A 19454-nucleotide genomic window follows, 5' to 3' on the forward strand; every position below is an offset into this window, starting at 1 on the left:
CGGCGTTATGACGGAGCTTCTTCAGGAGCCGCACAGTGGGGACGTCATCTTCTGCCACTTCTGGTGGGTCGGTTGAGGGCGGTGAGGTGGTTCTACCGGTCGGGGGTGGGGTCGGCCCCGTCCGTACCAGCGCGTCGGCGCGGGTCAACCTGCCCTGCAGTCCGCTCGCGGCCTCGGCCGCGCGCCGGTTCGTCCGTGCCGCCCTCGCCGACTGGGCCGCGCTCGAGGTGCCGGCCGCCGACCGGGTCACCGACGAGGTGGCGGACGAGGCCGTACTGCTGGTGAGCGAGCTGGTCACCAACGCGGTGGTGCACGCAGGGACCGCCGTCGAGGTGAGCTGTGCGCTGGATGTGTCGGACCGCGAGGGCGAGCCTCCGTCCCTGGTGGTGGAGGTGACCGACCGCCATCCCGCCCGGGTGGTGCGCGGCGATCCGCCGGACGCGGACGAGCCGCCGGAGTTCGCCGGGGGCCACGGGCTGCGGCTGGTGACCGAGATCGCCGAGTCCTGGGGGACGACCTATCGGCGGGCGACCAAGTCGGTGTGGTTCCAGATGGCGGTGGCGCCCACGGTCCCGGCCGCCGCGGGGGCCAGGGGCTCGGCCTTCAGGGACGCCGCGGCCGCCATGGATGCCACGGGTCCCGTGGACGCGGCGAACGCGACCGCGGCCGGGCCGGACGGCGGCTTCGGGACCGGGGCCTACCCGGAGGGCCTGGGGCCCGGGCCTGTCGGTGAAGGCCGTAAGGACAGCGTCGAAGCCGTCGAGATCGTCGCGCCCGCGCAGGGCCTCGTCCCGGTCCGCCGCGACCCCGAGTGGATCCAGCGCGGCGCGCTCTCCTTCCTCGCCGAGGCGTCCGATCTGCTGGCCGGGCAGTTCGACGAGGACATGGTGACCTCGCTGGCCGGACAGCTGCTGGTGCCCCGGCTCGCCGACTGGTGCGCGATCTGGCTCGACTCCACCAGCGGTCCGCCGCGGCTGGCCCGGGTCTGGCACGCCAGCGAGGGGCGCATCGAGGGCCTGCGGCAGGTGCTCGAGAAGGAGCCGCCCCATGTGCCCACCGCCGTCCGCGGCAGCGCCGTGGAGTGGCCCTGGCCGGCCGATCCCGCGGCGTACGGACCCGGCGGCGCGGCCCTCGCGTGCAGGCTGGTTGCGGGCGGCCGGGCGCTCGGCACGCTGCTGCTGGGGCGGGCCGGGCTGGTGCGGATGCCCGCCGAAGTGGTCGGCCTGATCGAGGACTTCGCCCGCCGTGTCGCCCTGGCGCTCGCCTCCGCCCGCCGCTACACCCGGCAGGCGACCATCAGCCGGGTGCTCCAGCGCGGGCTGCTGCCGTCCGTGATCCCGCGGATCCCCGGGGTCGAGTCGGCGGTGGTGTACGAGCCGACCGGCGAGATCTCGGCCGGGGGCGACTTCTACGACGTCTTCCCGGCCGGTGACGGCCGCTGGTGCTTCGTCCTGGGCGACGTCTGCGGGAACGGCCCGGAGGCAGCCGTGGTGACCGGCCTCGTCCGGCCCTGGCTGCGGCTGCTCGCCCGCGAGGGGTACGGCGTGGGAGAGGTCCTGGACCGGCTCAACCAGCTGCTGGGCGAGGAGGCGGTGGAGCAGGCCGTCGAGGGCGCCGCGGAGGCCGTGGTGGCCGGTGTGGAGGCCGTGGGAGGCCCCGCCGGGGTCGTGGAGCTGGTGGACGGCGGCCTGGTCGGGGGCGCGGGGCCGACGGCGGGCGGCGGGATCGCGCGGTTCCTGTCGCTGCTGTACGGGGAGCTGGAACCGCTGGGCGACGGCCTGGGGGTGCGCTGCACGCTGGCCAGCGCGGGGCATCCGCTGCCGCTGGTGCTGCGGCCCGACGGCGAGGTGCGGACGGTCGCGGCGCCGCAGATACTGCTGGGCGTCGTGGACGATGTGTCGTACGAGAGTGAATCGTTCGATCTGACGCCCGGGGAAACGCTGCTCTGTGTGACGGACGGGGTGACGGAGCACCGGTCGGGTGACCGGCAGTTCGACGACGAGGACGGCCTGGCGGCGGCGTTCGCGCTGTGCACGGGGCTGAGCGCGCGGCAGGTCGCGGAGCGGGTGCGCCGGGCGGTGGACGAGTTCGCGGCGGAGCCGCCGGACGACGATCTGGCGATGCTGGTCCTGAAGGTGCTCTAGGGCGCGTTGCGCGTCCGGCGCTGCGGGGGCGTCCGGCGGGTCGTGGCGCCTGCGGCGGGCTGTTCCCCTCCCCGCCCCTCCCCAAAACCGGGACCCCGCCCCAGCCCCCAACCGGGGCTCCGTCCCGGACCTGGGGCTCTGCCCCAGACGCCGGACCCCGGCGTTCCGCTCCCAGGCCGCGGCTTCGCCGTGTGGCGGGCTTCGTGTGGGCGGTGGGGTCCAGGGGCGGAGCCCTTGGTATCGGGAAGGGGCGGGGAGGGGAAAGCACCGGTATGCGGCTCCGCCGCGGCCCCGGTCGTCGGGGCCGCGGCGGGCGGGCGCCGGCTCGTGGTGCCGGGTGGTGCCGGTCGTGCCGGACAATGGGGGCATGCCTTCCGCACTGCCTGATGGTGAGCCCATGCCCGAGGACGGCGCACTGCCCGCGACCGCTGTGGCGGGGGCGGAGCGGCGGCCGCTGGGGTTCTATCTGCATGTGCCGTACTGCGCCACTCGCTGCGGCTACTGCGACTTCAACACCTACACCGCCAGTGAGCTGCGCGGTTCCGGCGGCGTGCTCGCCTCGCGGGACAACTACGCCGAGCAGGTCGTCGAGGAGGTACGGCTGGCGCGGAAGGTGCTGGGGGGCGATCCGAGGGCCGTGGAGACCGTGTTCGTCGGCGGCGGGACCCCGACCCTGCTCGCGGCGGCCGATCTCGGGCGGATGCTGGGCGCCATCCGGGACGAGTTCGGGCTGGCCGAGGGGGCCGAGGTCACGACCGAGGCCAATCCGGAGTCGGTCGATCCGCGGTATCTGGCGGAGCTGCGGGAGGCGGGGTTCAACCGGATCTCCTTCGGGATGCAGAGCGCCCGGCAGCACGTCCTGAAGGTGCTGGACCGTACCCACACCCCGGGGCGGCCCGAGGCGTGCGTGGCCGAGGCACGGGCGGCCGGATTCGGCCATGTGAACCTGGACCTGATCTACGGGACACCGGGCGAGAGCGACGCGGACTGGCGCGCCTCCCTGGAGGCGGCGCTCGGGGCGGGCCCGGACCATGTGTCGGCGTACGCGCTGATCGTGGAGGAGGGCACCCAGCTGGCGCGGCGGATCCGGCGCGGCGAGGTGCCGATGACCGACGACGATGTGCACGCGGACCGCTATCTGATCGCCGAGGAGACCCTGTCGGCCGCCGGGTTCGCCTGGTACGAGGTCTCCAACTGGGCCACCTCGCCCACCGGGCGCTGCCGCCACAACGAGCTGTACTGGCGCGGCGCCGACTGGTGGGGCGCGGGCCCCGGCGCACACAGCCATGTGGGCGGTGTGCGGTGGTGGAACGTGAAGCACCCCGGGGCGTACGCACAGGCCCTGGGCGAGGGCCGGTCGCCCGGCGCGGGCCGGGAGCTGCTGTCCGCGGAGGAGCGCCGGGTGGAGCGGATCCTGCTGGAGCTGCGGCTGGCCGAGGGCTGCCCGCTGGAGCTGCTGCGCCCGGTCGGGGCGGCGGCCGCGGCACGGGCCCTGGAGGACGGCCTGCTGGAGCCGGAGCCGTACGGGCGCGGGCAGGCCGTCCTGACGCTCCGGGGACGGCTGCTGGCGGACGCGGTGGTGCGGGACCTGGTGGACTGAGGCGGCGCCCGTCAGGACTGAGGCGGGGGCACGTCAGCCGGTAAGGGCCCGCCAGCCCGTAAGCGGGAGCCGTTACGGCGGCCGTGCCGCATGCCCCTTACGGAAGCCGTGAGCCCCTTACGGACGTCATCAGCCCTGTGGGGCCGTCACGAAATCGATCAGCTCCTCCACCCGGCCCAGGAGCTCCGGCTGGAGGTCCTTGTAGGAGTGGACCGAGGACAGGATCCGCTGCCAGGCGGCCCCGGTGTTCTCCGGCCAGCCCAGGGCGCGGCAGACGCCCTTCTTCCAGTCCTGGCCGTGCGGCACCGTCGGCCAGGCCGGGATGGACAGCGAGGACGGCTTCACGGCCTCCCAGATGTCGATGTAGGGGTGGCCGAGGACCAGCACATGCTCGCCGGTGACCTGTGCGGCGATACGGGACTCCTTGGAGCCCGTCACCAGATGGTCGACGAGGACGCCGAGCCGGGCGTCCGGGCCGGGGGCGAAGTCGTCGACGATGGCGGGCAGGTCGTCGACCCCCTCCAGGTACTCCACGACGACGCCCTCGATGCGCAGGTCGTCGCCCCAGACCCGCTCGACCAGCTCCGCGTCATGGCGCCCCTCGACATAGATGCGCCCCGCGCGGGCGACCCTCGCACGCGCGCCCGGAACGGCGATCGATCCCGAGGCCGTGCGCTGGGGCGCGCCGGGGACCGCCGCACGCGGGCGTACGAGGGTGACGACACGTCCTTCGAGCAGAAAGCCGCGCGGCTCCATGGGGAAGACGCGATGTTTGCCGAAGCGGTCCTCCAGAGTGACCGTCGGACCCTGGGCGGTCTTCTCACAGCGGATCACGGCACCACAGAATCCGGTGGTGACCTCCTCCACGACGAGGTCCGGTTCGGCGGGGACCTCGGGGGCGGGCCGCTGCCGCTTCCAGGGAGGGGTCAGGTCCGGGTCGTACTGTCGCATCCGGATGACGATAGCGCGCGAAAGCCACCCGCTTCCGCAGGAGCACACAGGCGCACAACCGGGCGAAGGACTAGCCGAAGGACTAGCCGAAGGACTAGCCGAACGGCCAGAGCGGCGGTCAGCCGGACACGCCGAAGCGGGCGGCCAGTTCGTCGCGTTGGGCCCGTACGAAAGCGGCGTCCACGACTGAGCCGTGCCCCGGCACGTACCGGGCGTCCGCGCCGCCGAGGGCGAGCAGCCGGTCGAGGGCGGCGGGCCAGTGGCCGGGGATCGCGTCGGGCCCGGCCTGGGGCGGGCCGGACTCCTCCACCAGATCGCCGCAGAAGACCACCTCCGGTCGGCCGGGCACCAGAACGGCCAGATCGTGGGCGGTGTGGCCGGGCCCCACATTGGCCAGCAGCGCCGTACGGCCGCCGAGGTCGAGGCTGAGCTCCCCGCAGACCAGGTGGTGCGGTGAGGCCAGGTGGTCCACGGCCTCGGTGGCGGCGTCCCGGTCCACTCCGTGGCGGATCGCGTCCTCGCGCAGCGTCTCCCGCTCCCGGACCAGCCACTCGTCCAGGCCCATCGCCCCGTAGACCTCGCAGCCCGCGAAGGCGGCGGAGCCCAGGACGTGGTCGAAGTGCGGATGGGTGAGGGCGATCCGGGTGGGGCGGCGGCCGGTCAGCCGGGTGATCCCGGAGCGCAGCCCGGCCCCGGCGCGCAGGGTCGCGCCGGTGTCCACGACGAGGATGTCGGTCCGGCCGACGACCACGCCGACCGTCTCGTCCCACTGCGGCATCCGACGGCGGGCCACGCCGGGCGCGAGCCGCTCCCAGCCCGCCTCTTCCCAACACGTCTCCATACCGCGACGCTAGCTCAATGGAGATGGGGGAGAGTTGCTGCCAACGGCGGCTCTTGCCCTTGCCACCGCACCCCGCCGTACACTGGCGGAGGGGCTCTGGCACTCGTGCCTGGTGAGTGCCAGACGGACGACCCTGATGAGACCGCTGGACTGGAGGTGCGCGGGGTGCTCAGCGAACGCAGACTCGAGGTGCTGCGTGCCATTGTCCAGGACTATGTGGGGACGGAGGAGCCGGTCGGCTCCAAGGCGCTCACCGAGCGGCACCGGCTGGGGGTCTCCCCGGCCACGGTGCGTAACGACATGGCCGCTCTGGAGGATGAGGGCTTTATCGCCCAGCCGCATACGAGCGCCGGGCGGATCCCCACGGACAAGGGCTATCGCCTCTTCGTGGACAGGCTGGCCGGAGTCAAGCCGATGTCCAGCCCGGAGCGGCGGGCCATTCAGAACTTCCTGGACGGTGCGGTCGACCTCGACGATGTGGTGGGGCGCACGGTCCGGCTGCTGGCGCAGCTGACCCGGCAGGTGGCGGTGGTGCAGTATCCGTCACTGACCCGTTCGACGGTGCGCCATGTGGAGCTGCTGCCGCTGGCCCCGGCCCGGGTGATGCTGGTGCTGATCACCGACACCGGCCGGGTGGAGCAGCGCATGGTCGACTGCCCCACCCCGGTCACCGAGGATTCGCTCGCCGATCTGCGGGCCCGGCTCAACAGCCGGGTCGTGGGGCGGCGTTTCGCGGATGTGCCGCAGTTGGTGCAGGATCTTCCGGAGTCCTTCGAACAGGAGGACCGGGGGACCGTCTCGATCGTGCTGTCGACCTTGCTCGAGACGCTGGTGGAGGAGACCGAGGAGCGGCTGATGATCGGCGGCACCGCGAACCTCACGCGTTTCGTGCATGATTTCCCCCTGACGATCCGGCCCGTCCTGGAGGCGCTTGAGGAGCATGTGGTCCTCCTCAAGCTGCTGGGCGAGGCCAAGGACTCGGGTATGACCGTGCGGATTGGGCATGAGAATGCTCACGAGGGGCTGAACGCCACCTCGGTCGTCGCGGTCGGCTACGGTTCCGGCGACGAGGCGGTCGCCAAACTCGGCGTGGTCGGACCGACCCGCATGGACTACCCCGGAACGATGGGAGCGGTACGCGCAGTGGCACGTTACGTCGGACAGATCCTGGCGGAGTCGTAAGTGGCGACGGACTACTACGCAGTCCTGGGCGTGCCCCGTGATGCCTCGCAGGACCAGATCAAGAAGGCATTCCGGCGGCTCGCCCGCGAGCTGCATCCGGATGTGAACCCGGACCCGAAGACCCAGGAGCGGTTCAAGGAGATCAACGCCGCTTATGAGGTCCTGTCGGACCCGCAGAAGAAGCAGGTCTACGACCTGGGCGGGGACCCGAACGCCGGGCCGGGCGGCGGTGGCGCCGGCGGCTTCGGCGCGGGTTTCGGCAACTTCTCCGACATCATGGACGCGTTCTTCGGCACCGCCTCGCAGCGCGGTCCGCGCTCCAGGACCCGGCGCGGTCAGGACGCGATGATCCGGCTGGACGTGGAGCTCAGCGAGGCCGCGTTCGGGACCACCAAGGACATCCAGGTCGACACCGCGGTCGTCTGCACGACGTGCAGCGGCGAGGGCGCGGCGCCGGGTACCTCGGCGCAGACCTGTGACATGTGCCGTGGCCGCGGTGAGGTCTCCCAGGTGACGCGGTCCTTCCTGGGCCAGGTCATGACCTCGCGGCCGTGCCCCCAGTGCCAGGGCTTCGGCACCGTGGTGCCGACCCCGTGCCCGGAGTGCGCGGGCGACGGCCGGATCCGCTCGCGGCGCACCCTTACGGTGAAGATCCCCGCCGGTGTGGACAACGGCACCAGGATCCAGCTGGCCGGTGAGGGCGAGGTCGGGCCGGGTGGCGGCCCGGCGGGTGACCTGTATGTGGAGATCCATGAGCTCCCGCACCCGGTCTTCCAGCGGCGCGGCGACGATATGCACTGCACGGTGACCATCCCGATGACCGCGGCGGCGCTGGGCACCAAGGTGCCGCTGGAGACGCTGGACGGCCTGGAGGAGATCGACATCCGGCCCGGCACCCAGTCCGGCCAGTCGGTCCCGCTGCACCAGCGCGGCATCACCCATCTGCGGGGCGGCGGCCGGGGTGACCTGATCGTGCACGTCGAGGTGACCACCCCGACCAAGCTGGACCCGGAGCAGGAGGAGCTGCTGCGGCGGCTGTCCAAGCTGCGCGGCGAGGAGCGCCCGACCGGCGAATTCAAGCCGGGGCAGCAAGGGCTGTTCTCGCGGTTGAAGGATGCGTTCAACGGGCGGTAGGCGCTTCGGCCGGGGGTACGGGGGTTGCCCCCGGGAAGGCGCTGCAAGCCGGGGCAGCAAGGGCTGTTCTCGCGGTTGAAGGATGCGTTCAACGGGCGGTAGGCGCTTCGGCCGGGGGTACGGGGCCCGCGGCGGCGCCGCCGGTGCGGTGGTGAGCCGGTGCGGGGGGCATGACACGATGTGGCCATGTCCTCCGCGCTGACCGATCTTTACCGGTATCCGATCGTGCAGGCGCCGATGGCGGGTGGAGCCTCCTGCCCGCAGCTCGCCGCCACTGTCTCCGAGGCCGGTGGCCTCGGTTTCCTCGCCGCCGGCTACAAGACGCCGGAGGCCATGTACCAGGAGATCAAACAGCTGCGGGGGCTGACCGACCAGCCTTACGGCGTCAATCTGTTCATGCCGCAGCCGCCCAATCCGGACCCGGCCGCCGTCGCCGCCTACGGCGAACGGCTCATGGGCGAGGCGGCCTGGTACGAGACCTCGCTGGGCGACCCGGAGTCGGGCTCGGACGACGCGTACGACGCCAAGCTCGCCGTGCTCCTCGACAACCCCGTTCCGGTCGTCTCGTTCACCTTCGGCTGCCCGACCCGTGCCGTCCTCGACGCGCTCGCCAAAGTCGGCACCCGTACGGTCGTCACCGTGACCTCGCCCGTCGAGGCACAGACCGCCCAGTGGGCGGGCGCCGACGCGGTCTGTGTGCAGGGCGTGGAGGCGGGCGGCCACCAGGGCACGTACAGCAATGACCCGGCCGCGGACGGGATGGGCGTCGGGCTCGGGCTGCTGTCGCTGATCACGCTGGTCCGTGAGTACGTCCAGATCCCGATCATCGCGGCGGGCGGGATCATGCGCGGTTCGCAGATCGCCGCCGCGCTGGCCGCGGGCGCGGCCGCGGCCCAGTTGGGCACCGCGTTCCTGGTGTGCCCCGAGTCCGGGGCGAACGCCCTGCATAAGCAGGCGATGACGGATCCGCTGTTCGGCCGCACCGAGCTGACCCGCGCCTTCTCCGGGCGCCCGGCCCGGGGCCTGGTCAACCGCTTCATGCGCGAGCACGCGCCGTACGCGCCCGCCGCCTATCCCCAGCTGCACCACATGACATCCGGCCTCCGTAAGGCGGCCGCCAAGGCGGGCGACCCCCAGGGGATGGCGCTGTGGGCGGGGCAGGGCCACCGGCTGGCGCGTGACCTGCCCGCCGGGCGGCTGGTGGAGACGCTCGCGGTGGAACTCGACGCGACACGGGCCGCGTTGGGCTTCCAGCGTCAGCGGGGCGTGGTGTCGTGACCGCCCCGGTGTTCGTCGCCGAATCCCTGGCGGGGGCGGCCGCGGGAGCCCGGGTCCTGCTGGAGGGCCCCGAGGGGCGCCACGCGGTGTCCGTAAGGCGGCTGCGCATCGGTGAGCCCGTGGTGCTGACGGACGGTCACGGTACGGGCGTCCAGGGCACCGTGACGGCCGTCGAGGGCAAGGACCGGCTGGAGGTCGCGGTGGACGAGGTGCGCCGGGAGACCGCCCCGGACCCGAGGATCACCGTCGTCCAGGCGCTGCCCAAGGGCGACCGGGGCGAGCTGGCGGTGGAGACCATGACGGAGACCGGCGTGGACGCCGTCGTGCCGTGGTCGGCCGCCCGCTGCATCACCCAGTGGAAGGGCGAGCGCGGCCTTAAGGCGCTCGGCAAATGGCGGTCGGCCGCCCGCGAGGCGGGCAAGCAGTCACGTCGGCTGACCTTCCCCGAGGTCACGGACCTGATGACGACCCGGCAGGTCGCCGGGCTGCTCGCCGGAGCCGCGTTCGCTGCCGTGCTCCACGAGCAGGGCGGGGAACCGCTCGCGACGGCCCAACTGCCCGCTAGTGGCGAGATCGTGCTGGTCATCGGGCCCGAAGGGAGTGTGTCCCCCGAGGAGTTGGCGGCCTTCGCCGAGGCGGGCGCGCGGCCGTACCTGCTGGGCCCGAGCGTGCTGCGCACCTCCACGGCGGGAACGGCGGCCACCGCGCTACTGCTCGGCCGCACCGGCCGCTGGGGGTGAAAGGCCCTTCCGGGGACTCCTCCGGGGACTCCTCGGGTCCTCGCCGGGGGCCCCGCCGGGTATGTCCGCAGCTGGCCGAGGACGGCCTTCCGGTTCGCGCCGGCCGATGGGAACCTACCCGCTATGGGGGTATGGAGCCAGGCAAGGCGGATATGGCGGACATGGCGGGCACGGCAGGCACGACGGGCACACCAGACGGGACGGACACGGCGGGGGCGGGCGCTTCTCGCCCTCGCGGTCGTCGGCGCCGCGGCGGTCGCCGTGACGGCATGTGAGCCGACGGGCGGCGGCATCAGCTCCGTGACGGTCGCGATCACCACGGACCAGGTCGCCACCGAGGCGCTGGAGCGGGGCGGTGTCGGCGTCCGCTGGATGAGCTGCAACGCCGAGTTCAAGCACGGCCGTACGGCGGGTGCCGCTTCGCCCTCGCGGAGCGAGCGGGCCGGGGAGACCGACGCACGGGTGGACTGCCACGGCAGGACCGACAATGACAGGGACGTCAGGGTCAGGGGCCGGGTCACCTACGTCCGGGAGGACCACTGCGTCCGGGGCGACTTGACCGGCCAGGTGGACGGCCGGAAGGTCTTCGAGGCGACGGTGATCGGGGAGTGCCAGGGCGGCGGCCCGGACTCCGGGAGCCCCCGGCCGACCCGCAGCCGCCCTTGGGAGCACCGGACCACGCAGGCCCCTGAACCGACCCGCGGCCACCCCTGGGAGCACCGTACGACCGAGGCCCCCGAGCCGACCCATAGCCGCCCTTGGGAGCACCGGACCACGGAGCCCCCCGAGCCGACCCGCGGCCACCCCCAGGAGCATCCGACCACCGGGGGCGGCGCCGACCAGGGCGGCGCCGATCAGGTCGGTGCCGATCAGGTCGGTGCCGATCAGGTCGGTGCCGACGACGGCGCCGGTAACGACGGTAAGGGCGGCACCGGGGGCGGCGGCCACAGCGAATAGCCCGCCATCGCTTCCGTGGGCAGGCCCTCCCGGTACCATCCGGACCGTACGTGCCGACGATCCGTGAGGAGCCACCGGTGGCGGGAGAACCGCAGGCCGACTGCCTGTTCTGCAAGATTGTGTCGGGGGAGGTGCCGGCCACCGTCGTCCGTGAGACGGACACCACCGTCGCCTTCCGCGACATAAACCCCCAGGCGCCCACCCACGTCCTGGTGATCCCCAAGGCGCACTACCCGGACGCCGCCTCCCTCGCGGCGGCCGACCCGCGGGCCACCGCGGATGTGCTGCGCGAGGCGGGCTCGGTCGCGGCGGAGGAGAAGCTGGACGAGACGGGCTACCGCGTGGTGTTCAACACCGGCTCCGGCGCCGGTCAGACCGTCTTCCACGCGCATGCCCACGTCCTGGGCGGCCGCGGGCTCAACTGGCCCCCCGGATAACCCTTGTCCGCGCGGGAACTGATCGTCCTCGGCACCGCGAGCCAGGTGCCGACCCGGCACCGCAACCACAACGGCTATCTGCTGCGCTGGGACGGCGAGGGCCTGCTGTTCGACCCCGGCGAGGGCACCCAGCGCCAGATGCTGAGGGCCGGGGTCGCCGCCCATGACATCGACCGGATCTGTGTCACCCACTTCCACGGGGACCACTCCCTGGGTCTCGCCGGGGTGATCCAGCGGATCAACCTCGACCGGGTGCCGCACCGGGTGACCGCCCACTACCCGGCGAGCGGACAGCGGTTCTTCGAGCGGCTGCGCTACGCGACCGCCTACCGCGAGACGGTGGCGCTGACCGAGGAGCCGGTCGCCGGTGACGCCGCGGTGCTGGCCCGCACCCCCGCGTACACGCTGGAGGCGGCCAGGCTCTCGCACCCCGTCGAGTCCTACGGCTATCGCCTGATCGAACCGGACGGCCGCAGGATGCTGCCCGAACGGCTCGCCGCGCTCGGCGTCCGCGGCCCGGAGATCGGCAGGCTCCAGCGGGAGCGGGTGCTGGAGACCGAGGGCCGCACGGTGGCGCTCGAGGAGGTCAGCGAGGTGCGCCGGGGGCAGCGCTTCGGGTTCATCATGGACACCCGGCTGTGCGACGGCGCCGACGCGCTGGCCCAGGGGTGCGATCTGCTGGTCATCGAGTCGACCTTCCTCGACGAGGACGAGGCCCTGGCCGTCGAGTACGGGCATCTGACCGCCGGGCAGGCCGCCCGGCTCGCCGCCGGGGCCGGGGTGCGGCATCTGGTGCTGACGCACTTCTCGCAGCGCTACGGCGACCCCTCCGAGTTCGAGCGCCAGGCGCGGGACGCGGGGTTCGACGGGGAGCTCACGGTCGCCCAGGACCTGATGACGGTGGCGCTGCCCAAACGGCGCTGAGGACGCCCCTGCGGGGGCCCGGGGCCGATCACCGCCGAGGGTGACGGGGGGCCGACCCCGGACCCACTGTCGGTGCCATCGTGCACACTGGCCGCATCCGTATCCGAGGGCGGAGGCGGACCTGCAAGACCTGCAAGACCTGCAAGACCTGGGAGAGCGCGGTGACGACACACGACGCGGACAAGCTCACGGCGGGCTACCACCTGCTCGACCCGCTCGCGGACGTGCGCCGCCCCGGCGACGCGGACTGCGACGTCTATCTCACCGGCACCGTCTTCCTGGACATCATCTTCACCGGTCTCGACAGCGCCCCGGTCCGCGGCACCGAGTCCTGGGCCCGCGGTATGGGCTCGAGCCCCGGCGGCGTCGCCAACATGGCCACCGCCCTGGCCCGGCTCGGCCTGCACACCTCGCTCGCCGCCGCCTTCGGCGACGACCACTACGGGGACTACTGCCGGGACGCCCTGGACCACGGCGAGGGCATCGATCTCTCACTGTCCCGCACGATCCCCGGCTGGCACTCCCCGGTGACCGTCTCCATGGCCTACGAGGGCGAGCGGACCATGGTCTCCCACGGCCATGAGGCCCCGCCGCCAGAGGAGCCCGCACCAAGCTGCCCGCCCCCGGCCCGCGCCGCCGTGGCCTCCCTGGTGCCCGGCCGCGGCCAGGAGTGGGTCGCCGAGGCCGCCCGCCGCGGCAGCAAGGTCTTCGCGGACGTCGGCTGGGACGACACCGGCCGCTGGGACCCGGCCGACCTCGCCGAGCTGGAGCACTGCGAGGCGTTCCTGCCGAACGCCGAGGAGGCGATGCGCTACACCCGCGCCGACTGCCCGCGCGCCGCCGCCCGGGCCCTGGCCGACCTGGTCCCGCTGGCCGTCGTCACGCTCGGCTCCGAGGGGGCGTACGCGGTCGACGGCCGCACCGGCGAGACCGCCGAGGTGCCCGCGATCTCCGTGGAGGCCCTGGACCCGACCGGGGCCGGGGACGTGTTCGTCGCCGGGTTCGTCACCGGCACGCTCGCCGGGTGGCCGCTCGCCGACCGGCTGGCCTTCGCCGGGCTGACCGCCGCGCTGTCGGTGCAGGAGTTCGGCGGCTCGCTGTCGGCGCCCGGCTGGGTCGAGATCGCCGCCTGGTGGCAGCACGCCCGCGCCTACGACGACCAGCCCGCCCGCGCGCTGCGCCGCTATGCCTTCCTCGACCGGCTGCTCCCGGCCGCCGCCCGCCCCTGGCCGCTGCGCCGGGCCGTCCCGACGATCGGTTTCCGCCATGCGTAGCGCGGTCGCGGGCCATGCGTAGTGCGGGGCGGGCATCGCGCGGGACGCGGGAGGCCCCGGATGAGCGGGGTGATGAGTGGATAGGAGTAAAAGGGCTCGGGTGTTGTCGGTGCTCCGTCGTACCCTTGGAACCCAAGGTTGTCGAGCGGCGAGAACCCTTGTACCGGGAGGTAGGAGCAGGCCAGAGAGCCGGCCCATGACGCAACCAACCACAGCACCGCAGGCGCATGCGCAGTTCACGGTCCCGAACAAGCACCCCATGGTCATGGTCCTGGGATCCGGTGACGCGCTGCTGCGTGTGATCGAGAACGCGTTCCCGGCGACCGATATCCACGTGCGGGGCAACGAAGTCAGCGCCACCGGGGACCCGAAGGAAGTAGCCCTGGTCCAGCGTCTGTTCGATGAGATGATGCTGGTGCTCCGCACCGGTCAACCGATGACGGAGGATGCGGTGGAGCGCTCGATCTCCATGCTGCGCGCGGCCGAGAACGGCGAGGGCGGGGAGCAGGAGACGCCCGCCGAGGTGCTTACCCAGAACATCCTCTCCAACCGTGGCCGCACCATCCGCCCCAAGACGCTCAACCAGAAGCGCTATGTCGACGCCATCGACAAGCACACGGTCGTCTTCGGCATCGGCCCCGCGGGCACCGGCAAGACCTATCTCGCCATGGCCAAGGCGGTTCAGGCGCTGCAGTCCAAGCAGGTCAACCGGATCATCCTGACCCGCCCCGCGGTCGAGGCGGGGGAGCGGCTCGGCTTCCTGCCCGGCACCCTCTACGAGAAGATCGACCCGTATCTGCGGCCGCTCTACGACGCGCTGCACGACATGCTCGACCCCGACTCCATCCCGCGCCTGATGGCCGCGGGCACGATCGAGGTCGCGCCGCTGGCGTATATGCGTGGCCGTACGCTCAATGACGCGTTCATCATCCTCGACGAGGCCCAGAACACGAACCCCGAGCAGATGAAGATGTTCCTCACCCGGCTCGGCTTCGACTCCAAGATAGTGATCACGGGCGACATCACCCAGGTCGACCTCCCCGGCGGGACCAAGAGCGGTCTGCGTCAGGTGCGGGAGATCCTGGACGGTGTCGAGGACGTGCACTTCTCCATGCTCACCAGCACCGACGTGGTCCGTCACAGGCTGGTCGGCCGGATCGTCGACGCATACGACCAGTACGACAGTCGCAACGGAAAGTAACCACGAACCCCCATGGCGATCGACGTCAACAACGAATCCGGTATCGATATCGACGAGCGGGCGGTGCTGGACATCGCCCGCTACGCGCTCGCCCGGATGCGTATCCACCCGCTCTCCGAGCTCTCGGTGATCGTCGTCGACGCCGACGCCATGGAGCAGCTGCACATCCAGTGGATGGATCTGCCGGGTCCGACCGATGTCATGTCCTTCCCGATGGACGAGCTGCGCCCGCCGGTCAAGGACGACGAGGAGCCCCCGCAGGGCCTCCTGGGGGACATCGTGCTCTGCCCCGAAGTGGCCAGGAAGCAGGGGGAGGAGGCGCCGACCGGGCACTCCATGGACGAGGAGCTCCAGCTCCTCACCGTCCACGGCGTCCTCCACCTCCTCGGCTATGACCACGAGGAGGCGGACGAGCGGGCCGAGATGTTCGGCCTCCAGGCGGCCATCGTCGACGGCTGGCGCGCGGAGCAGGGCGTCACCGGCCCCTCCCCGGCCCCCACCGTCCGATGAGCGCACAGCTCGTCACCGCGGCCGTCCTGCTGGTCGTGGTGGCCTGGCTGGCGGCCTGTGCGGAGGCCGGTCTGGCCCGCACCACCCGGTTCCGCGCCGAGGAGGCCGTGCGCTCCGGGCGCCGGGGCAGTGCCAAGCTGATGCTCGTCGCCGAGGACCCCACCCGCTATCTCAATGTGGCCCTGCTGGTCCGGGTCGCCTGCGAGGTCGCCGCGGGCGCGGTCGTGACGTTCGCGAGTCTGCGCGAGTTCCCCGAGACCTGGAAGGCGCTGACCGTCGCGATCGGCGTGATGGTCCTGGTGTCGTACGTGGCCGTCGGCGTCTCCCCGCGCACCATCGGCGCCCAGCATCCGCTCAACACCGCGACCGTCGCCGCCTATGTGCTGATCCCGCTGGCCCGGGTCATGGGCCCCATCCCCCCGCTGCTGATCCTCCTCGGTAACGCGCTCACGCCGGGCAAGGGCTTCCGTAAGGGCCCGTTCGCCTCCGAGGCCGAGCTGCGCGCCCTGGTGGACCTCGCCGAGCAGGAGTCGCTGATCGAGGACGAGGAGCGGCGCATGGTCCACTCCGTCTTCGAGCTCGGCGACACCCTGGTGCGCGAGGTGATGGTGCCGCGCACCGACCTCGTGGTCATCGAGCGCTTCAAGACCATCCGGCAGGCCCTCACCCTCGCGCTGCGCTCCGGCTTCTCCCGGATCCCGGTCACCGGCGAGAACGAGGACGACATCGTCGGGATCGTCTACCTCAAGGACCTGGTCCGCAAGACGCACATCAACCGCGAGGCCGAGGCCGAGCTGGTCTCCACCGCGATGCGGCCCGCCGCCTTCGTCCCGGACACCAAGAACGCGGGCGATCTGCTGCGCGAGATGCAGCAGGAGCGCAATCACGTGGCGGTGGTGATCGACGAGTACGGCGGCACGGCCGGGATCGTCACCATCGAGGACATCCTCGAGGAGATCGTCGGCGAGATCACCGACGAGTACGACCGCGAGCTGCCGCCCGTCGAGGACCTCGGCGACGGCACCCACCGGGTGACCGCCCGGCTCGCCCTGGGTGACCTCGGGGAGCTGTACGGCACCCATCTGGAGGACGAGGACGTCGAGACGGTGGGCGGGCTGCTCGCCAAGGCGCTGGGCCGGGTGCCGATCGCGGGCGCCAAGACCGAGGTGGACGTCCCCGAGGGCGGGGTGGACCCCGCGCTCAAGGCGCTGCGGCTGACCGCCGAGTCCCCGGCGGGCCGCCGCAACCGCATCGTCACGGTGCTGGTCGAGCCGGTCCGTGAAACCGCGGCGGCCGAGCCGGAGTAGGCCCCCGCGCACGCCGTGCCGCGGCCCCGCCCACGACCCGTGGGCGGGGCCGCACTGCTGCTCCGCCGCGCCCCGGCCCACCTTCCGCGCTCCCGCCGGATGCGCCGGGGCGCGGCACCCGCCCGTACGTAGGCGGTCCCTCGCGCCAGCGCACCGGCAACGCGCGGTCCGCGCTGCGCCATCTGGGTGGAATAGCCGTCCGCTCCCTGGCTCATCTGGCGTAGGCGCCCGCTTACTTGCAGATACCGACTGGTGGGTCGCCCATACCTCTGTCGGGGGACAGCCGGCCTGTCTGCTTTGACGTAGACGGGTCGGCCGTATGGGCACCCCCGCACAGAGGCCAAGGCTCCGCGCGGCATGCGCCGCGCGGAGCCGGGCGGCTCATCCCCCTGAGCTCAGGAAAGGGCGGCCGCTTCCATGTCCACCACCCTGGTGACCTCCACGCCGAATCCCTCCGTCTTCGGTCAATCCGTCACCTACACCGCCACCGTCACCGGCATCACCGCCGGGTCGGCTCCGTTCGGCGACGTGACCTTCGTCATCGCCGGGGGCCCGACCCTCGGCCCCGTGACGCTCACCCCCACCGGGGTCGACTCCGGCACGGCCAGCGTGACCGACTCCACCCTCGCCGTCGGCTCCCACCTGGTCACGGCGAACTTCGTCAACTCCACCGATCCCCTGGACAATTCGTCCGGGACGACCATTCAGCAGGTCAACCAGTCGGCGACCACCACCACCGTCACCTTCGTCCCGCCCGCGCCCGTCTGCGGCGAGACCGTGACCCTGACGGCCAGTGTGGCGGCGGCACCCCCGGGCGGCGGCACCCCCACCGGTACGGTCACCTTCATCATCAGCGCGGACGGGCCCACGGTCACCGGGACCCTCGACGCGTCCGGGGAGGCCTCCGTCACCGTTTCCGCCCTGAGCGTCGGCAGCCACCAAGTCGCCGCCTTCTACAACGGCGACACCGACTTCGCCCCGTCCAACTCGCCCTTGACGCCGCTCACCGTCAACCCCGCGGACTCCACCACGACCCTCAGCGTCTCCCCGGCCGCACCGGTCTGCGGCGAGACGGTGACCCTGTGCGCCCAGGTGGCGGTCGTCGCGCCCGGCACCTGCACCCCGACCGGCACGGTGACGTTCACCGTCGCCGGTGGCCCGACGCTCACGGGCACCCTGGACGCCACCGGTCAGGCGTGCGTGACGACCAGTGGCATCCCGGTGGGGACATACGCCGTGACGGCCACCTACAACGGCGACGGGGACATCTCGGGTTCGACCGACACCGGATCGGTCACGGTCGGCGCGGGGGCCTCGACGACGACGGTATCGGCGTCCCCGGCCTCGCCGACCTGCGGTGAGTCGGTCACCATCTGTGCCCAGGTGGCGGCGGTGGCGCCGAGTACCTGTACGCCCACGGGCACGGTGACGTTCGTGATCACTGGTGGTCCGACCCTGACGGCCACGCTGGACGCGACCGGCCAGGCGTGTGTGACCACCAGCGACCTGACCGCGGGGTCGTACACCGTGACCGCCACCTACGGGGGCAGCACGGACGTCGAGAGCTCCACCGGCACCGCGTCGATCACCGTGGGCCAGGGCGCCTCGACCACCTCGGTGAGCGTCCTGCCCACCCCGTCCGTCTGCGGTGAGTCGGTCACCATCTGTGCCCAGGTGGCGGCGGTGGCGCCGAGTACCTGTACGCCCACGGGCACGGTGACGTTCGTGATCACTGGTGGTCCGACCCTGACGGCCACGCTGGACGCGACCGGTCAGGCGTGCGTGACCACCAGCGCCATCCCGGTCGGCTCCCACACCGTGACCGCCACCTACGCGGGCGACGGGGGTGTCATGGGATCGACGGGGACCGCGATCGCCACGGTGAACCAGGCGTCCTCGACCACCTCCCTGAACATCACGCCCGGCGCGCCGTCGTGCGGCGAGACGATCACCCTGTGCGCGCAGGTGACCACGACCCTGCCGGGGACCTGTACGCCGACCGGGACGGTCACGTTCACGGTCGCGGGCGGTCCGACCCTGACGGGCACGCTGGACGCGACCGGTCAGGCGTGTGTGACGACCAGTGCCATTCCGGCGGGCACCCACGCGGTGACGGCGACGTACGCGGGCGACGCGGGGGTGGCGGGCTCCACGACCTCCGGCTCCGTCACCGTCGGCCAGGCGAGCACCACGACCACGCTCATCTCCTCGCCGAACCCGTCGGGTTCCGGCCAGAACGTGACCTTCACCGCCACCGTGACCGCGGTGCCGCCCGCGACGGGCACCCCGACCGGGACCGTCACCTTCGTGATCAGCGGTGGGCCCACCCTCACCGGCACGCTCAACGCGTCGGGGCTGGCCACGGTCAGCACCAGCGCCCTCACCGCCGGGTCGCACACGGTCACCGCCACCTACGGCGGCGACACCTGCTTCGCCGGTTCCACCTCGCCGCCCCTCACCCAGGTCGTGGTCGCGGCGCCCGCCGGGACCACGGTGACCGCCACCCCGGCCACCATCCGGCTGCGGATCAACGGCACGTTCGTCATCCCGACCCTGAGCGCGACGCTGCGGGACGCGTCGGGCAACCCGGTCCCCGGCCAGACCCTCACGTTCGTCGCCAACTCCGTCCTGGGGCCGCTCGCGCTGGGCAGCGCGGTCACCAATGCCAGTGGCACGGCGACGGTCAGCAACGTCACCGTCCCGCCGACGGTGGTCACCGCCTCGACGTACACCGCCTCCTTCGCGGGCGCCCCGGGCCTCAACCCGGCGTCGGGTTCGGCCTCGCTGACCTTCCAGCCGACGCCACTCCTTCCGTAAGGAGACCCCGCTCCTTCCGTAAGGAGACCCCGCTCCTTCCGTAAGGAGACCCCGCTCCTCCCGTAAGGAGACCCGCTCCTCCCGCAAGGAGCTGAGCACCACCGCGCATCGCCCGCGCCGGGCCGCCGCACCGCTGCCCGGCGCGGGCCGCCGGGTG

The 19454-nt window shown here is 72.5% G+C and carries 16 protein-coding genes; 14 read left to right on the top strand and 2 right to left on the bottom strand.

What is annotated here, in order from left to right; genetic code table 11:
• The first annotated feature begins 86 nt into the window (after positions 1-86).
• Positions 87-2144, top strand: a complete 2058-nt coding sequence (locus VT50_RS19895) for an ATP-binding SpoIIE family protein phosphatase (protein ID WP_046090749.1) — start codon at positions 87-89, stop codon at positions 2142-2144.
• A 367-nt stretch (positions 2145-2511) separates the two neighbouring features.
• Positions 2512-3744, top strand: coding sequence for a radical SAM family heme chaperone HemW (hemW, locus tag VT50_RS19900; RefSeq protein WP_046086809.1), 1233 nt, complete (start codon positions 2512-2514; stop codon positions 3742-3744).
• A gap of 129 nt (positions 3745-3873) precedes the next feature.
• Here the strand turns inward: hemW and VT50_RS19905 are convergent, their stop codons facing one another.
• Positions 3874-4695, bottom strand: coding sequence for a DUF3097 domain-containing protein (locus tag VT50_RS19905; protein ID WP_046086790.1), 822 nt, complete (start codon positions 4693-4695; stop codon positions 3874-3876).
• 118 nt (positions 4696-4813) lie between these two features.
• Entirely contained in the window at positions 4814-5536 is a 723-nt protein-coding gene (locus tag VT50_RS19910) for an MBL fold metallo-hydrolase (protein WP_046086789.1), read from the bottom strand.
• A 165-nt stretch (positions 5537-5701) separates the two neighbouring features.
• Here VT50_RS19910 and hrcA point away from each other — a divergent pair, with 165 nt between their 5' ends.
• From hrcA to VT50_RS19970, 12 genes are all read left to right on the top strand, one after another.
• Positions 5702-6718, top strand: coding sequence for a heat-inducible transcriptional repressor HrcA (gene hrcA / locus VT50_RS19915; RefSeq protein ID WP_046086808.1), 1017 nt, complete (start codon positions 5702-5704; stop codon positions 6716-6718).
• Complete coding sequence (dnaJ, locus tag VT50_RS19920; protein ID WP_046086788.1) at positions 6719-7852, top strand: molecular chaperone DnaJ; 1134 nt, start codon at positions 6719-6721, stop codon at positions 7850-7852. It abuts the gene before it with no gap.
• A 186-nt stretch (positions 7853-8038) separates the two neighbouring features.
• A complete protein-coding gene (locus tag VT50_RS19925; protein ID WP_046086787.1) occupies positions 8039-9130 on the top strand; it encodes a nitronate monooxygenase in 1092 nt (363 codons plus the stop codon).
• Positions 9127-9870: a 16S rRNA (uracil(1498)-N(3))-methyltransferase gene (locus tag VT50_RS19930; protein WP_046086786.1), complete on the top strand. Its 744-nt coding sequence runs from the start codon at positions 9127-9129 to the stop codon at positions 9868-9870. The genes VT50_RS19925 and VT50_RS19930 overlap by 4 nt, the downstream gene beginning before the upstream one ends.
• Positions 9871-10131: 261 nt before the next feature.
• A complete protein-coding gene (locus VT50_RS39325; protein ID WP_158083215.1) occupies positions 10132-10827 on the top strand; it encodes a hypothetical protein in 696 nt (231 codons plus the stop codon).
• A gap of 77 nt (positions 10828-10904) precedes the next feature.
• Positions 10905-11264, top strand: a complete 360-nt coding sequence (locus VT50_RS19940) for a histidine triad nucleotide-binding protein (protein ID WP_046086785.1) — start codon at positions 10905-10907, stop codon at positions 11262-11264.
• Positions 11265-11267: 3 nt separating this feature from the next.
• On the top strand, positions 11268-12188 hold the full coding sequence (locus tag VT50_RS19945; protein ID WP_046086784.1) for a ribonuclease Z: 921 nt from the start codon (positions 11268-11270) through the stop codon (positions 12186-12188).
• Between the two features lie 161 nt (positions 12189-12349).
• Positions 12350-13462 (top strand): carbohydrate kinase family protein, encoded by a 1113-nt coding sequence (locus VT50_RS19950; protein ID WP_046086783.1) that lies wholly within the window; start codon positions 12350-12352, stop codon positions 13460-13462.
• A gap of 196 nt (positions 13463-13658) precedes the next feature.
• Positions 13659-14663, top strand: a complete 1005-nt coding sequence (locus VT50_RS19955) for a PhoH family protein (protein WP_046086782.1) — start codon at positions 13659-13661, stop codon at positions 14661-14663.
• A 12-nt stretch (positions 14664-14675) separates the two neighbouring features.
• A complete protein-coding gene (ybeY, locus tag VT50_RS19960) occupies positions 14676-15173 on the top strand; it encodes an rRNA maturation RNase YbeY (protein WP_046086781.1) in 498 nt (165 codons plus the stop codon).
• Positions 15170-16480 carry a hemolysin family protein gene (locus VT50_RS19965; RefSeq protein ID WP_046086780.1) on the top strand — a complete coding sequence of 437 codons (1311 nt, stop codon included), beginning with the start codon at positions 15170-15172 and terminating at the stop codon, positions 16478-16480. Before ybeY ends, VT50_RS19965 begins: the two co-directional genes overlap by 4 nt.
• Before the next feature lie 417 nt (positions 16481-16897).
• Positions 16898-19297: a beta strand repeat-containing protein gene (locus VT50_RS19970; RefSeq protein ID WP_046086779.1), complete on the top strand. Its 2400-nt coding sequence runs from the start codon at positions 16898-16900 to the stop codon at positions 19295-19297.
• Positions 19298-19454 lie beyond the last annotated feature (157 nt).

This window comes from Streptomyces antioxidans, assembly GCF_000968685.2.
Classification (GTDB): Bacteria; Actinomycetota; Actinomycetes; order Streptomycetales; family Streptomycetaceae; genus Streptomyces; species Streptomyces antioxidans.

Excerpts from the sequence above, each read along its gene's own strand:
- VT50_RS19925 (WP_046086787.1), top strand. The coding sequence starts at position 8,039 with ATGTCCTCCGCGCTGACCGATCTTTACCGGTATCCGATCGTGCAGGCG.
- VT50_RS19905 (WP_046086790.1), bottom strand. The coding sequence starts at position 4,695 with ATGCGACAGTACGACCCGGACCTGACCCCTCCCTGGAAGCGGCAGCGG.
- VT50_RS19970 (WP_046086779.1), top strand. The coding sequence starts at position 16,898 with ATGTCCACCACCCTGGTGACCTCCACGCCGAATCCCTCCGTCTTCGGT.
- VT50_RS19965 (WP_046086780.1), top strand. The coding sequence starts at position 15,170 with ATGAGCGCACAGCTCGTCACCGCGGCCGTCCTGCTGGTCGTGGTGGCC.
- VT50_RS19910 (WP_046086789.1), bottom strand. The coding sequence starts at position 5,536 with ATGGAGACGTGTTGGGAAGAGGCGGGCTGGGAGCGGCTCGCGCCCGGC.
- VT50_RS19955 (WP_046086782.1), top strand. The coding sequence starts at position 13,659 with ATGACGCAACCAACCACAGCACCGCAGGCGCATGCGCAGTTCACGGTC.
- hemW (WP_046086809.1), top strand. The coding sequence starts at position 2,512 with ATGCCTTCCGCACTGCCTGATGGTGAGCCCATGCCCGAGGACGGCGCA.
- ybeY (WP_046086781.1), top strand. The coding sequence starts at position 14,676 with ATGGCGATCGACGTCAACAACGAATCCGGTATCGATATCGACGAGCGG.